The organism is Streptomyces griseiscabiei (assembly GCF_020010925.1).
Lineage (GTDB): Bacteria > Actinomycetota > Actinomycetes > Streptomycetales > Streptomycetaceae > Streptomyces > Streptomyces griseiscabiei.
Genome location: NZ_JAGJBZ010000002.1, coordinates 3,523,607 through 3,538,935, shown reverse-complemented (window position 1 = coordinate 3,538,935; position 15,329 = coordinate 3,523,607). Strand labels below are relative to the sequence as shown.

The 15,329-nt window shown below is 71.2% G+C and carries 10 protein-coding genes and 1 pseudogene; 4 read left to right on the top strand and 7 right to left on the bottom strand.

Annotation, left to right across the window (positions count from 1 at the left end):
• Nucleotides 1-2: 2 nt before the first annotated feature.
• The 4 genes and pseudogenes from J8M51_RS32455 to J8M51_RS32440 all read right to left on the bottom strand — a co-directional run bounded on the left by J8M51_RS32455 (nt 3) and on the right by J8M51_RS32440 (nt 4,261).
• Nucleotides 3-299 carry a hypothetical protein gene (locus tag J8M51_RS32455; protein ID WP_236067110.1) on the bottom strand — a complete coding sequence of 99 codons (297 nt, stop codon included), beginning with the start codon at nt 297-299 and terminating at the stop codon, nt 3-5.
• Nucleotides 300-338: 39 nt separating this feature from the next.
• The gene (locus tag J8M51_RS32450; RefSeq protein ID WP_086754844.1) at nt 339-2,378 is read right to left on the bottom strand and encodes a beta-galactosidase; all 2,040 of its coding nucleotides are present in this window, start codon (nt 2,376-2,378) and stop codon (nt 339-341) included.
• Nucleotides 2,379-2,420: 42 nt separating this feature from the next.
• Nucleotides 2,421-2,738: pseudogene (locus J8M51_RS32445) on the bottom strand (carbohydrate ABC transporter permease); the annotation flags it as partial.
• Nucleotides 2,739-2,950: 212 nt separating this feature from the next.
• The gene (locus J8M51_RS32440; RefSeq protein WP_179203011.1) at nt 2,951-4,261 is read right to left on the bottom strand and encodes an ABC transporter substrate-binding protein; all 1,311 of its coding nucleotides are present in this window, start codon (nt 4,259-4,261) and stop codon (nt 2,951-2,953) included.
• A gap of 330 nt (nt 4,262-4,591) precedes the next feature.
• Here J8M51_RS32440 and J8M51_RS32435 point away from each other — a divergent pair, with 330 nt between their 5' ends.
• Both J8M51_RS32435 and J8M51_RS32430 read left to right on the top strand, forming a co-directional pair.
• Nucleotides 4,592-5,656: a LacI family DNA-binding transcriptional regulator gene (locus J8M51_RS32435; protein ID WP_086754842.1), complete on the top strand. Its 1,065-nt coding sequence runs from the start codon at nt 4,592-4,594 to the stop codon at nt 5,654-5,656.
• A 270-nt stretch (nt 5,657-5,926) separates the two neighbouring features.
• Complete coding sequence (locus J8M51_RS32430; RefSeq protein WP_267299652.1) at nt 5,927-7,984, top strand: RICIN domain-containing protein; 2,058 nt, start codon at nt 5,927-5,929, stop codon at nt 7,982-7,984.
• Nucleotides 7,985-8,068: 84 nt separating this feature from the next.
• On the opposite strand, the gene J8M51_RS32425 is transcribed toward J8M51_RS32430, so the two are convergent.
• Nucleotides 8,069-8,707 (bottom strand): restriction endonuclease, encoded by a 639-nt coding sequence (locus J8M51_RS32425; RefSeq protein WP_267299651.1) that lies wholly within the window; start codon nt 8,705-8,707, stop codon nt 8,069-8,071.
• A 266-nt stretch (nt 8,708-8,973) separates the two neighbouring features.
• Here J8M51_RS32425 and J8M51_RS32420 point away from each other — a divergent pair, with 266 nt between their 5' ends.
• Nucleotides 8,974-9,597, top strand: a complete 624-nt coding sequence (locus J8M51_RS32420; protein WP_267299650.1) for a TetR/AcrR family transcriptional regulator — start codon at nt 8,974-8,976, stop codon at nt 9,595-9,597.
• A gap of 118 nt (nt 9,598-9,715) precedes the next feature.
• Here the strand turns inward: J8M51_RS32420 and J8M51_RS32415 are convergent, their stop codons facing one another.
• Nucleotides 9,716-10,903, bottom strand: coding sequence for an MFS transporter (locus J8M51_RS32415; RefSeq protein WP_086754395.1), 1,188 nt, complete (start codon nt 10,901-10,903; stop codon nt 9,716-9,718).
• 200 nt (nt 10,904-11,103) lie between these two features.
• Nucleotides 11,104-14,316, bottom strand: a complete 3,213-nt coding sequence (locus J8M51_RS32410) for a bifunctional cytochrome P450/NADPH--P450 reductase (RefSeq protein WP_086754392.1) — start codon at nt 14,314-14,316, stop codon at nt 11,104-11,106.
• Between the two features lie 216 nt (nt 14,317-14,532).
• On the opposite strand from J8M51_RS32410, the gene J8M51_RS32405 reads away from it, so the two are divergent.
• A complete protein-coding gene (locus tag J8M51_RS32405; RefSeq protein ID WP_216586204.1) occupies nt 14,533-15,303 on the top strand; it encodes an SDR family NAD(P)-dependent oxidoreductase in 771 nt (256 codons plus the stop codon).
• Nucleotides 15,304-15,329 lie beyond the last annotated feature (26 nt).

Genomic DNA, 15,329 nt, shown 5'->3' with positions numbered 1-15,329 from the left:
TATCAGCCCACCCCGCGGTGGTGGTTGTTTCCGCCGTCGGCACCGTCGACGGCGTTCCAGGTGTGGGGCGTGGTGACCGACGTCCAGCCGGAGTCGTTGAACCCGGGTGCCTGCGCGCCCGTGACGTCCGCTCGGATGAACCGCCATCCGGTGTTGAGGTGGATCCACACTCGCGGATCGGGCGCCGTGTACGTCACGGCGGCGGCTGCGGAGTCGGCGAGCGGAATCCCGGCCAGCGAGGCCAGCGCTCCCGCGGCCGCCCCGCTGAGCACCTGTCGACGGCTGGGCAGACCTGTCATGTCGGAACTCGCTTCCGTCGAGTTGAAGCAGGACGTTCCCTACAGCCGCTCCCGCAGATCCGCCCTCGGCTCACGGACGACCGCGACGCCTCCCTCGGGGACGGTGACCGTGCCGGTGACCGGTTTGCAGGTGAGGAGTTCGACCCCTTCGGCGGGTATCTCGGCGCCGTGGCCTGCGTGGTCGATCAGGAAGAGGTAGTCCGCGTCGGCGCCCCGTCGCCTCACCACCTCGACGCCGGACGGGACCTCACGCTCCGGGTGCACGCCCGCGTCCTGGCGCATGTGCTCCAGCACGGCGGTCAGGGTGGCGGGGTCGGGGTGGGTGGCGAGATACCAGGCGGTGCCGCCGCCGTGCGCGTGGCGGGTGATGGCCGGGACACCGGCCAGAGGTCCGTCCGCGTAGGTGGCGACGGCCTCCGCTCCGGTGAGCCGGAGGCGTTCGGTCCACAGGTCGGCGGTCGCGTCCTGCGGGATCCGGCCGGTCAGGCCGACCGTCTGTCCGGGCAGCAGGGGGAACGGCTCTTCTCCGCGCACCCCGAGGATCTCCCGGAAGGCTCCGGGGTGACCGCCCAGCCGGACATGGCAGTTCTCGTCCACCGCACCGCTGTGGAAGCCGACGGCCAGGGTGCCGCCGCGCTCGACGAACGCCGCCAGACCCGCAGCTCCCTCGTCGTCGACCAGATACAGGCTGGGCGCGAGGACCAGCTGGTAGCGGTCGAGGTCCGGGGTGCCGGGACGCACGAAGTCGACGGCCACCCCGGCCTTCCACAGCGGTGTGTACCAGTGCCTCACCAGGTCCTGGAAGCGGAGGTCGCCGCTGGGCTGGCAGGGCAGTTCCATGGCCCAGCGGGCGTTCCAGTCCCAGACGATGGCCACCTGGGCGGGGCTGGTGCTGCCGCGGACCTCGGCCAACGCCGCGAGGTCCGCGCCGAGTTGGACGACGTCACGCCAGATGCGGCTGTCGGTGCCCGCGTGCGGGAGCATCGCCGAGTGCCACTGCTCGGCACCCGCCTTGGCGGCCCGCCACTGGAAGTAGGCGATGCCGTCGGCGCCGTGCGCGACATGGGCGAGCGCGTTGCGGCGCATTTCGCCGGGGCCCTTGGCCCGGTTGACGGGCTGCCAGTTGATGGCTCCGGTGGAGTGTTCCATCAGCAGCCACGGCCGCCCGCCGGCCAGGGAGCGGACCAGGTCCCCGCAGAGCGCGATGTCGATCTCCGACTCCGGGTCGGTGGAGAGCAGGTAGTGGTCGTTGGAGACGATGTCCAGCTCGGGGGCCCAGCGCCAGTAGTCGAGCTTGTCGAAGTTGTGCATCACCATGAAGTTGGTGGTGGCGGGGGTGTCCGGGGCGGCGCGCCGGAGCACGTCGCGCTCGGCGGTGCACAGCGACAGCAGTTCGTCCGAGCAGAAGCGCCGCCAGTCCAGCTGGTGCGTGGGGTTGGGGTCGGCGCCGGTGGCGCGGGGCGGGATGATCTCCTCCCAGTCGTAGTACCACTGGCTCCAGAAGGTGGTGCCCCAGGCGTGGTTGAGCGCGGCCAGATCGTTGCCGTACTTCGCCTGCAGCCAGGTGCGGAAGGCGGCGGCACTGGTGTCGCAGTAGCAGGCGGCGTTGTGGCAGCCGTACTCGTTGTGGACGTGCCACATCGCGACGGCCGGGTGGTCGGCGTACCGCTCGCCGAGCGCGCCCGCGATGCGCAGCGCCGCGGTGCGGTAGGCGGAGCTGGAGGGGCAGAACGTCTGGCGGCTGCCGTACGAGAGCCTCCGGCCGTCGCGGTCGACCGGCAGGGCCTCCGGGTGGGCCCGGAAGAACCAGGCGGGCGGGGCGGCCGTCGGGGTGGCGAGGTCGGCGGCGATGCCGTTCTCGTGGAGAAGGTCGAGGATCTTGTCCATGCGGGAGAAGTCATGGACGCCCTCGGACGGCTCCAGCAGGGCCCAGGAGAAGATGCCGACGCTGACCATGGTGACCCCGGCCTCGCGCATCAGGGCCATGTCCTCGGCCCACACCTCCTCGGGCCACTGTTCGGGGTTGTAGTCGCCGCCGTAGGCGATGCCGGGCAGGCGGAGACTGCGTTCGGTGGTCACTGGTGGGACTCCGGGGGTGTGGGGAACGACGGGAGGGTGCGGTCAGCCCTTGTTGGCGCCGAGCGTCAGGCCGCTGACGAACTGCCTCTGGAGCACGAAGTACACGATCAGCGTGGGGATCGCGGTGAGGAGCGCTCCGGCGGCGACCAGGTTGGGGTCGGTGAAGTACTGGCCGGAGAGGTTGTTCAGGGCCGAGGTGATCGGCATGTTCTCGCCGGTGGAGATCAGGACGAGCGCCCAGAAGAAGTCGTTGTAGATCCAGATCGAGAGCAAGGTGGCGAGGGCGGCCATCGCGGGTCTGCACAGCGGCAGCACGATCTGCCAGTACAGGCGCCACACGGACGCGCCGTCGATCGAGGCGAGGGCCGTCACCCACACGAGGGCGATGTGCAGGACCGTCGGGACGCCCGCCATGACGCCCAGGACGAGCCGGTCGCGGCGGGTGAGGAGACGGCGGTGGCCTGTCGCGCTCTCGCGGGGCGTCGCGCTCTTGCGGGGCGTCGCGCCCGGAGACGGCTCGGCGGCCGTCTCCGGGTTCTCGGTCAGGGTCTCGGTCAGGGTCTCGGTCGTCGTCATGACGAGGCGAAGATCGTCTTCTTCTGGCGCTCGATCGACGAGAGCAGGCTGTCGATGCCCTTGGGGTCGCGGATGAACTTCTGCAGCGAGGGCTGCATCACCGTGGAGGTGAAGTCCGGACGGCTGTCGCGGTCCATGAACTGCGTCAGGCTCTTGGCGCCCGCGATCATGTCGTACGCCTTCTTCTGCAGGGCGTTGTACGAGGAGGTGTCGGCCTTGGTGGAGGCGGCCACCACGCTGGGGTCGGCCTTGAGGTAGATCTCCTCGGCCTCCGGGGTGCCCAGGAACTCCAGCAACTGGACAGCACCCTGCTTGTTCCTGGGGGCCTTGCTGAGCATGAGGCCGTCGGTGGGCGCCTCGACGGTGTCCTGGCCGTGGGCGGGATCGATCTCCGGGAAGGGGAAGAAGTCGAGGTCGTCCAGGTCGGCCTGGTCGGTGAACTGCTGCGCCACGAAGGTGCCCAGCAGGTACATGCCCGCCTTCTTCGCCACCAGGGTCTGTGCCGCGTCCTGCCAGGTCCGGCCGACCGCGCCCTCCTGGTGGTAGGGCAGGATCTCGCTCCAGTGGTCGAAGACCGAGCGGACCTTGGCGTCGGTCCAGGACGCCTTGCCCGCCATCAGCTCGACGTGGAAGTCGTAGCCGTTGGTACGGAAGTTGAGCTGGTCGAAGGTGCCGAGCGCGGGCCAGGCGTCCTTGTCGCCGAAGGCGATCGGGACCAGCCCGTCCTTCTTCATCCGCTTGCACAGCGCGATGAGTTCGTCCCAGGTGGCGGGGACCTCGTAGCCGTGCTTCCGGAAGACGCTCCTGCGGTAGAAGACCGCCCACGGATACGTGGTCAGCGGGACGAAGTAGTACTTGCCGTCCTCGCCCTTGCTGAGTTTGTGCATCGCCTCGGGGAAGTTGCCTCCGATGGTCTTCCACACGTCGTCGATCGGGGTGGCGAGGCCCTTGGCGGCGAAGAACTGCATGCGGTAGCCGGCGAACCAGTTGAACACGTCGTCAGGTGTGCCCTGCAGATAGGAGTTGATCTGCTCCTGGAACGTGTTGTGGTCCTTGGTGTTGACGTCGACCGTGATCCCGGACTTCTTGGTGAAGGCCGCGTAGATCTCGGCGAACGCCTTCTTCGGCACCGCGTCGGACGCGTTCGAGCCGAGCGAGACGGCCTTTGTGTCACCCGCCCCCGAACTGCCCGCACAAGCGCTCAGCAAGGGGATGCCACCACCCAGGACAACGGCCCCGCCGATGCCGCGCAGGACGGTACGACGGCCGGGGGCAGGCATGGGTCGACCAGGGGAGAAACGGTGCATATCGGCTCCTGACAGGGCTGACGTCCCCAGCGTTGGCGCGCGGCCCGGGGGATGCGAGGAGAAGCGGTCGACGGAAAGCGACCAGGACTAAACACGATCGAACAGAGCCGATCGGCGACTGCGAGGAAGACTGAACGCTCTTGGGGCCCACTGTCAAGACCCGTCACCGTAAGGCCGACCGGGGGCTTCGGTCCGCCGCCCGGAGAACAAGTTGTTCCGCCGGACCTCTTGACGTGACCCCCGGGACTGCATAGACATGACCGCGCGGTCAGACCGCGCGGTCATGCGGTTGACCTCACTCAATACAGACACACGGCTTCGGGAGACTTCATGGCACCAGGTGTGGGACGGGACGCGGCCGTGTCCGCGCCGCGCAGCGCGGATGTCGCTCGACTGGCCGGTGTCTCGCGCAAGACCGTCTCGCGGGTCCTCAACGACGAGCCGTACGTCTCCGACGATGCCCGCCGACGCGTCCTCGCCGCCGCCGAGGAACTCGGCTACCGGCTGAACCACGCGGCCAGGGCGCTCGCTTCCGGACGCACCCGTTCCATCGGTGTGGTCGCTCTGGGAACGGCCGGATACGGAACAGCCTCACTGCTCGTGCACATCGAACAGGCCGTACGGGACGCGGGATACGCCCTCCGTGTGGTCAACACGCCGGACGGCGACCCGGAAGGCATCGCCGGCGCCGTGGAATCACTCCTGGAGCAGGGCGTGGACGGCGTCGTCGTCTCCGAGCCCATCGTGGAGGGGGAGGTCTCCCTCCGTGTCGACGTGCCGGTCCTCTTCCTCGGGGCACCCCCCGCCTTCACCGCCACCCGCACGGTCACCGCGAGCGTGGGGTCGTACGCCCTGGCACGAGCGGCCACCGAGCACCTGCTCGACCTGGGGCACGCGACCGTCCACCACCTCGCCGGCCCGAGACAGTGGTACGCCACCAAGGACCGGATCGAGGGATGGCAGGCGGCGCTCGCCGCACGAGGCGCGCACGAACCGCCCCTGCTCAACGGCGACTGGTCGCCCGCCTCCGGGTACGCGGCGGGTCGTGAGCTGGCGTCGGACAGCTCGGTGACAGCGGTGTTCGCGGCGGGCGACGAGATGGCCATCGGCCTCATCCACGCCCTGCGGGAAGCAGGGCGCCGTGTTCCGGAGGACGTCAGTGTCGTCGGGTTCGACGGCAACCCGGTCTTCGCCTATGTCTCCCCACCGCTGACCACCGTGCGGCAGCCCTTCGACGCCGCGGCGCGGCAGGGAGTCGGACTGCTCGTCCACGCCATCGAGGAACCGGGCAGGGAACTGCCGCCGGCGAGCGACCCACCGGTGGAACTCGTCGTCCGCGGCTCGACCGCACCACCGCCGTCCCGCAGGAGCCAGAGCCCCTCGCCCACCACCTGAGCACCACCTGAGCACCACCCTAAACCCCCGGCCGGCCGACGCGGGACACACGCCGCGCGCCGCCGCAGCCCGCACGCAACGGCCGTCAGCCGCGCAGCCGTCCCACCGCGCCACCCCGCAGCCGTCTCCTCACACGGATGCCGACCATGCCCCAGCCGCGGTGCCGTCCGTCCCCCGCCGGCCGACCCGCCCCTGAACCTCGCCGCCCCCGCTCGATCATCCCGGGGGCGGCGGGCCCGCAGAGAACCTCACCCGCCATCGGAGCCGCACATGTCCCTCGCTCGCACAGGCGCCAGACCCGGCGCCGCTCCGCGTTCCCGCCCCACGACATTCTTCTTCCTGCTGCTCTCGCTGCTCGTCGCCGCGGCGACGCTGGTCCTGCCCGGCGCGGGCAGGGCGGACGCTCTCTCCCGCCCCGCCCAGACGCTCTACACCCCGCCCTCCGACGCGCTCTCCCCCGGCAGCTACTACCCGCGGGCGATGCGCCTGCAGCACAACGGCTCGGCCAACGGCACCCTGCTCGCCACGTTCGAGCAGTACCGCGTCGACATGCCCGTCTTCCCGATCTACCGCTCCACCGACAACGGCACGTCCTGGACGAAGATCTCCGAGGTCGCCGACACCCAGAACGGCTGGGGCATGCGCTGGCAGCCCGAGCTGTTCGAACTGCCCAAGGCCATGGGCGGCTTCCCCGCCGGCACCATCCTCGCCGCCGGTGACTCGGTGCCGTACGACCGGGGCGGCAGCAAGATCGACCTGTACGCCAGCACCGACCGAGGCCAGAGCTGGACCTTCGTCACCAACATCGCGACAGGCGGCAAGGCCACCGACGTCAACGGCAACACCCCCGTGTGGGAGCCGTTCTTCCTGGTCTCCGGTGACAGGCTCATCGTCTACTACTCCGACCAGCGCGACACCGACCACGGCCAGAAGATCGTCCACCAGGTCTCCACGGACATCCGCACTTGGGGTCCGGTCGTCGACGACGTGGCGATGCCCACCTACAGCCAGCGCCCCGGCATGCCGACCGTCGCGAGAATGCCCAACGGCAAATACATCATGACGTACGAGTACGGCGGGTCGGCGGCGGGCAACTTCGCCGTCCACTACAAGATCTCCGCCGACCCGGAGGCGTTCGACTCCGTCACCGGCATCCCGCTGCGCACCACCGACGGCCAGGTCCCCCAGGGCACGCCCTACATCGTCTGGCTGCCCACCGGCGGCCCCGACGGAACCCTCGTCGCCACCGCCCACAGCAGCGACGACCTGTTCGTCAACACGCAGAACGGCGCCGCGGACACCTGGACGCGGATGCCCTCCAACGTCGGTGGCGGCTACAGCCGCGGTCTGCTTCCGCTGGCCGACGGACACAGCCTGATGGTGTTCAGCGCGGGCTTCGGCGGCGACAACCGCCGCAACCCGGTCACGTACAGCACGGTCGACCTCGGCGGCGGTGTCTCCGACGGCGCCACCTACACCATGACCAACGCGGGCAGTGCCCTGAACCTCACCATCGCCGGCGGCTCCACCGCCAACGGCACCGGCGCCACCCAGCAGAACCCCACCACCTCCACCAACCAGCAGTGGCGCTTCGAGCAGCAGTCCTCGGGCTACTTCAAGATCCGCAACGCGGCCAGCGGCAAGGTGCTCGGCGTGCAGAACCAGTCGACCGCGAACGGCGCCGCCGTCCTGCAGTGGGACGACAACGGCACCCTCGACCACGAGTGGGCCGTCGCGCCGCATCCGTCCGGCGGCTACAGCGTCACCAACCGCGTCAGTGGGAAGCTCCTCGAAATACCCAGTGCCTCCACCACGGTCGGCACCGCCGCCGGGCAGTGGAGCGGCACCACCTGCGGCTGCCAGCGCTGGAACCTCACCCAGACCGCCCTGCCGCCGCTGGGCACCGGCCAGTACGTCCTGGTGAACAAGAACAGCGGCAAGTACCTCGACATCCCGGCCGGCTCCACCACCGCCGGTACCGCCGTCGGCCAGTGGCAGAACACGGCCTGTGCCTGCCAGCTCTTCACCTTCCAGTCCGCCGGCAGCGGCGCCTGGACCATCAAGAACGTCAAGAGCAACCTCAACCTGGACATCCAGGGCTCCTCCGGCGCCGCCGGCGCGGCCCTCGTCCAGAACACCGCCTCCGGCTCCGACTCCCAGAAGTGGACCCTCACCGACGCGGGCGGCGGTCACTACACACTCCGCAATGTGAACAGCACCCTCGTCGCCGGAGTCGCCCAGTCCTCCACCGCGAACGGGGCAGCCGTCGTCCAGTGGGGCACCGCCGGCCTGGACGACCAGCTCTGGAAGATCGTACGAGTCAACTGACCGCTCCCACCCGTGCCATGACCAGGCGCGGGAACCGCCGACGAAGCGGCTCCCGCGCCTGCCAGGAGGCATCCTCAAAGCCGGTTACTTGCCGTACGCCCGCTTCCAGCGGGCTCGGTGGCGGGAGTCTCCCTGCCCCTGGCCGTTCACCTCGCTCAGCGACAGGAGGGAAGCCCCGTTGTTCCACAGCCCGAAGTGATCTCGGTGCACGGCGAGGATCTCGTGCCGCAGCGCGAACTTCTCGGACGGGCGGCTGAACCGCGTGGTCGTGACGAACACCGCCACGTCGGCCTCGAAGTGCACCTTGGCACCCAGCAGATCACGCAGTTCGCGACTCGCGATCGTGCTGCTCGGCGCATAGCGCTTGCACTGGATCACCACGCTCCGGCCGTCCGGGAGCCGGCCGACGACATCGGCGCCGTTGTCGTTCGCACCGCCCACCCGCCGGACCTCCGTGCAACCGTCCCGTCGGCACAGGCCCGCGACCAGGTCCTCGAACTCGGTACCGGTCATCGCGTCCACCTCGGCAAGCGTGCGGTGCCCGGCCTTCACCGCCTCTTCCTGCCGCCACAGACGGTCCCTGCCACGGACGAGCCGATCCGCACGCCAGAGCCACCATCCCACCGATGCGACACCGCCCACGAGCACAGCCCCCGTGATGTACGGCCACACCGCCGACCAGAACACCACCAGCAGAACCAGCACGAGGCTGCCGCCGACCACCCCAGCCTTCAGCCGCGCGACCCGCCGCCTGCGCGCAGCCGCATTCCGCCCCCGCCCCCGCCCCCGCCCCCGCCCAGCCACGTTCGGAGCACCTCCCCCGATAGGTTCGTGTACGGCAGTCTGAGCAGCCTGAGGCAGTAGGAGAAGGGCGCGAGCCGGCCATGGCTGGAGACAGCGCCCCGGGGTACCGTCCCGACCGGCGTGGCCGTCGCGCGTTCGGGTCACGAGTCGACTGGATCGGTCGACTCAGTCGTATGATGGGGTGTATGGCTCATGTGTCCGCGGCGGAGCGCCGCCCCCAGTTGATCAAGGCCGCCATCGACCTCATGACCAGGGAGGGCGTCGCCGCCGGGAGCACCCGTGCCATCGCCGCCGAGCTGGGCGTGGCGCAGGCGACGGTGCACTACACCTTCGGCACCAAGGAGGATCTGTACCGCGCCGTCATGGAGCAGCTCACCCACGACCTGATCACCCAGGTCCAGGCGGCCGCGCCGTCGGAGGGCAGCTTCGAGGAGAGCGTCGCCTCCCTCGCCGCCGCCCTGTGGAAGACCCTGCGCGAACAGCCGACCACGCATCAACTGCTCACCGAGCTGTCGATGTTCGCCCTGCGCACGCCCCGGCTGCAGGAGGCCCTCCTCGCCCACTACGGCGAGGTGACGGCCTCGACGACGAAGCTGGTCACCGAGGCGGCCGAACGCTCCGGTCACCCACTGGCCCAGCCCGCGGAGAACCTGGCCCGGTTCTTCCTCGCCGGCTTCGACGGACTGTCCGTCCAGCACCTCTCCCTGCCCGACGAGGAAGCCGAACGCGTCGGTCTCCAGGCCCTGGTCTCGGCTGTGGTGGCCCTCGCGGGCGGCCGGCTGGAGCTGGTGGCTCTGCCCGTGCTGTGAACGGCCGAGGCCGCGCGAGTCACCCGCGGTGCCCGCCGCGGGCCGCGCGTCCACGCAAGCGGTCGCCGTCCCCACCTCACGAGGGGGACGGCGACCGTTTTGCGTGGACGCGGGCGTATCAGGGTGCGGGCGTGGGGGCGGACGGGCGCGCGCCGTAGGCCGTGGCGCCGTCCACCGTCATCCGCAGCAGGGGCAGCGAGGCGACGAACGTGCCGACGGCGAGGACCGCGCCCAGGGCACCGGCCCCGGCACCGTCGAGGAGGGCACCGACGGCCAGCGGGCCGACGCCCGTGCCGAGCGCGCCCGCCCCGCTGAGCGAGGCCACCAGCCGGCCGCTCGCGTCGATCAGCGAGGCGGCGGCCAGCATCTGGACCAGGACGGCCAGTTGGCAGGTCTGCCACAGGACGGCCGCGCCGACGAAGAGCACGGGGTCGTGCGTGATGATCAGGGCCGCCATCGCCAGGGCCTGCAGGGTGACGAAGAACGCCATCGACCGCATGCGTCCGAAGCGCCGGGCGGCGACGGGGCCCGCCACCGCGCCGACGAGTGCCACCACACTGGCCGCCGCGAGAACGCCCGACACGAGCGAGTGGGACATACCGGTGTGCTCCCGCCCCAGGACGGAGGTGTACGACCACGCCCCCTGGGTGACGGCCCACAGCAGCGCGGTTCCGGCGAGCAGTACGACCGACGGTCTCGCCGGGACGGACCCGGCCGCCCCGAGCGACAGGCCGGCCGGTGCCCCGGGGCCGTCGGGGAGTCCGCGCACCAGCGGCCAGGCGAGCAGACAGCCCAGTGCCATGAGCAGGAAGCCGGTGCCCCCGCCCACGTCGTGGTTGGCGGCGGCGACGCCCATCAGCAGCAGCGCCGTCGCGCAGACCGTGCCGCAGACGGCGACCGCCGAGGTCCTGTCGGCGTCGTCGGTGGCGGCGAGGGCCGCGGTGGCCGAGGCGTAGACCGCGCCGAGCCCGGCTCCGATCACGAGGTTGGCCAGGATCAGCACGACGGGGTCGGAGGCGGCCGTCGCGCCGAGAAAGCCCGCCCCGGAGACGGCCAGCCCCAGTCGGGCCATCCGCACCCGCCCGGGGCGCGCGGCGCGCCCGGCGAGCAGCAGGGTGACGATCGCGGTCGCCGTCAGCTGGACCGCCGCGACAAGACCGGCGCCGGAGTCCGACAGCGCGAAGCGCGAGGCGAAGTCGTCGACGAAGACGGGCATCACGTTCGCTCCCCCGTTGCCGAGGGTCACTCCGGCGACGAGTGCCACCGCGACGCCGAGGGTGAGGGCGGAGCCGCCCCGCGCGGTCACCGTCCGCTCCGGTGCGGGTGGCCGGGCGGGACGGTCGGTCCTCGGCGGCGGGCCGAGCGTGCAACAGGCATGGGAACCTCACGAGTTCGGGGCGGCAGTCAGGGGTTCTTCGAGGTGCGGGGCCTCGGACGAGGGGCACGTCCGAGGCCCCGCCGGAGGGCGGGTGCGGCGCTGGGCCGGCGCCGCACCGCCGTGGTCGGTCAGCCGGCCCAGACGTCCTCGACGTAGTGGCCGGACTCGGTCAGGGCGTCCAGCCATGCGGCGGCCTCGGTGTCGTCGGCGCCGGTGTTCTCGCGGTAGAGGGCCCTGAACGCCTCGCGCACCGCCGGGGCCATACGACGGCCGTCGCCGCAGACGTGGACGCGTCCGCCCGCTTCCAGCACCGCCCAGACCTCGGCGCCCTCCTTCCTGATCCGGTCCTGCACGAAGCGGACCCCGTCCTCAGGCACGCAGGAGAAGGTGGGCCGCATGCTGACGGCTCCGGCGGCCTCGGCCGCCTCGAACTCCGCGCGGTGCAGGTAGTCGACATCCGGGTGGTCGCAGCCGAAGTAGCACAGCAGCGTCCCGGTGGAGCCCGTGTGACGGCGGTCGAGGACGGCACCCCGGAAGGGCGCGAGCCCGGTTCCCGCGCTCACCAGGATCACGGGGGCGGAGGTGTCCTCGGGCAGACGGAACGTCTCGCTGCACGGCAGGACCCGCGCCTGCAGGGTGTCGCCAGGCCGCACGGTCTGCAGGAAGTGCGAGCCGATGCCGTGGAACATGCCCTCGCCTGCCCGGTGGGGAGCGGCGAGGAGCGACACCATCAGATCGACCTCGCCGGGTGCCGCCTCGGCGGACGAGGAGATCGAGTAGTGGCGGGGGCGCAGTACGGGGAGCAGTTCGAGGAAGCGCTCGAACGGCAGCTCACAGGCGCGGTGGCGCTCCAGCAGGTCCAGGACGCTGTGTCCGGCGGCGGTCACCCGCTCGCGGAAGCTGTCCGGGTCCGCCGCGGCGAGTTCCGTCAGGGGACGCTTCTCCGGCGGGCAGGCGGTGTGCTCGGCGAGCACGGCGATCTGCCCTTGCGTGGCGGGGTCCTGGAGTTCCACGAAGTCGGTGAGCAGCCGGCGGACGGTGAGCGGGCGGTCGACGGGGAGGGTGTTGCGGCCGCGCCGGCGGGCGCGCAGCCGGACGGTGCGGTCCGGGTCGAGGCCGAACCGGTCCGTGACCCGCTGGACGAGGTGGTCCGGGTTGCGCGGGAGGACGGCCAGGTGGTCGCCGGTGCGGTAGGTGATCCCCTCGGGCAGCCGCAGCCTGAGGAAGCGCTTGGAGCGGCCCAGACCGTGGGACATGTCGACCAGTTCGCGGGCGTCGAGGACCTCCATGGGCTGGACGCCGTGCCGTGCCGCGAGGCCGCCGGTGACCGAGTCGGTGGTGTCCTCCAGTACGTACAGGCCGCCCTCCGCCTCGGTGTCCGGCTGCGCCGCCGGCGCCTCCTGGGCGGTTCCGTGGTGGTCGAGGAGTGTGGTCCACAGCTCGCCGGTCCAGCGGTCCACCGTGCCGGCGAAGTCGCCGGAGGCGTCCGCGGCGCCGCGCTCCAGCAGTGCGGTGGCGCCGGCCGCGCTCAGCCGTTCGTCGATGAGGGTCGGCACGCGCTGGTAGGTGGCGGCCCAGTTGCGGTCGCCGACGCCGAGCACGGCGTACCGGAGGCCGTCGAGCGAGCCCGGTGCCAGTCGGTCGAGCCACTCCATGAACCGCGTGGCGTCGTCGGTGGGCCTGCCGTTGTAGGAGGCGGCGACGATCACCACCGGCCCGTCGTCGGCGCGGAGGCGGCCGGCGACGCTGTCCAGGGAGGCGACGGCCGGGGCGAAGCCGTGCTGTTCGCCGTCCTGGGCGAGTTCACGCGCGATGCCGGCGCAGGTGCCGAGGTTGGAGCCGTGCAGCAGGGTCAGGGTGGTTCCGGCGGCCCTGCGGACCACGGGCCGGGCCTCCTCCGCCGGAGCCCGGCCCGAGGTGACGGGCGGCAGCCGGCGCTCCCCGCCGGTCCGCCGGGCCAGGCGCAGGGTGAACGCGTCGGGCTTGATCGTGAGCGACTGCTTGATCTTCAGCCGGTAGTCGGTGTGGTCGATCAGGCGGTAGCGGTGGATCACCAGCGCGAGGACGAGCGTGGCCTCGTGGAGCGCGAACTGGCGGCCGATGCAGGCGCGTTCGCCGCTGCCGAACGGCTTGAACAGGTGGACCGGCCGCTCCAGCTCCCGCTCGGGCAGGAACCGGTCGGGGTCGAACAGCTCGACGTTCTCGCCCCAGGCGGGGTCCCGGTGCAGCTGCGGGATGAGCACCTGGATCGTCTCGCCCCGGCGCACGGCGTACCTGTCGCCGATGACGGTGTCCTCCACGGGCTCCACGGCGTAGGCGGGGGCGGTCGGCCAGAGCCGCAGACTCTCGTTGAGCACCTGCCGGATGTACGTCAGTTTCCCGATGTCCCCGTAGTCGGGGTCGGGGGTGTCCGTGTCGCCCCAGAGGGCGTCGACCTCGGCCTGGGCGCGGGCGAGGACCTCGGGGTGCTTGGTGAGGTAGTACAGGGCGAACGACAGGGCCCCGCTGGTGGTCTCGTGCCCGGCGACGAGGAACGTGATCGCCTGGTGACGGATGTTGACGTCGTCCAGCGGTTCGCCGGTGATCTGGTCGCGGGTGTGCAGCATGCGCCCGAGCAGGTCGTCGGTGCCGGTGTCGCCGGTGGCCCTGCGCTCCCGGATCACGTCGTCGACGAGGTCCCGCATCTCGGCCACGTCGGTCCGGAACTGTTCGGCCTGCTTCCACTTGAAGAGGTCCAGGCCGGGGATGGACTCGCCCTTCGCCTGGGCGAAGCCGAGCGCGCGCGACAGCGCGGTCACGAAGGGGTGCGGTTCCTGGCGGCCGAACGACTCGAAGTCGTAGCCGAAGCCGCACAGTCCGATCGTGTCGAAGGTCAGCCGGGTCATGTCGTCGGCGACGTCCACCGGCTCCGTCCCGGCCGCCCCGTCCCACTTCCCGATCAGTTCACGCGCCACCTCGAGCATCGTCGCGTGATAGCCACGCATCGCGCCGAGGGAGAAGGCCGGCATGAGGACGTCGTGCGCCTTGCGCCAGTTGGGCTCGTCGTTGAAGGCGGTGAACAGTCCGTCGCCACCGATCTCCCGCAGCAGCACGAGGTCGGCGTGCACGTTCTTGCGGAAGCGGCTCTCGTCCGCCAGCTCGGTGACGAGGTCGAGGCCGGAGGCGATGTTGATCTCGTTGCCGAAGACCCGCACCTTGAACAGCGGACCGAGTTCCCTGGCCTCCTTCATCACATGGAGCAGGCCGTCGGCACCACCGGGTATGTCGAACGCGTGGCCGACCAGAGGGAGGGCGGGACGCTCGGGGATCGGTTCGGTTCCGCGTTCGGTCGCGTGAGTCATGGGCTTGCCTTTCATCCGCACTGGCTGTCGCCGGGCACCACCATACGACTGACATTGTCGAGTGACAATGTCGGTCGATTGTGTTGGGTGACACAGTCGAATGATGGAACCGGGGCGGGAGGGGGAACGTCCTGGGGACGAGCGGGAGTTGCGGCCCCCGTAGGGTGACCGGCACGGACTGCCGGTGAGCGTTCCGGCTCGGAGCGAAGGAGGACCATGGCACGCGTCACCGACCGCACGGTCCTGATCGTCGGCGCCTCTTCGGGCATCGGCGCGCAGGTGGCACGGCAACTCGCCGCCGACGGCAACCGCCTCGTCCTCACGGCGCGACGCGCCCCCGAACTGGCCCGCGTCGCGCAGGAGGTGCGGTCGGCGGGCAGTGCCTGCCTGGACCTCGTCGCCGACGCCCTCGACCCCCGGGCCGCGGCCGAGGTGGTCGCGGCCGGCGTCGCGGAGTACGGGACGATCGACGTGGCGCTGCTCAACGCGGGCCAGGGCCCGGACATGGCGATGGACCGGGTGAGCGTGGCGGACGTCGCCCGGATCATGGCGCTGAACTACGACACGGTGGTCAACTACCTCGTCCCGCTGATCGACCGGATGAGTTCCCAGGCGGACGGCGGTCTGATCGCCCACACCAACTCCCTCGCGGGGCTGATGGGCCTACCCCGCCAGGGTCCGTACTCGGCGGCGAAGGCCGCCGCGCGCACGCTGATCGACGCGGCGCGCGTCGAACTGGCGCCCCACGGCATCCGGTTCACCTCGATCCACCCGGGGTTCGTCGCCACGGAGCGCGTCAGCGGCGACGGGCTGCCGAAGCCCTTCCAGATCAGCCAGGAGCGGGCGGCCCGGTACGTCGTCCGCGCCCTGGAACGCGAACCGGCCCAGGCGTACTTCCCCTGGCCGACGGCCGCGCTGGTCCGCACCCTGCGCGCCCTCCCCGCGCCCGTCTCCGCCGCCGTGCTCCGGCGGCTGGCCTCCGCCTGACCCGCGAAACCGGGCCGCGGGGCAGG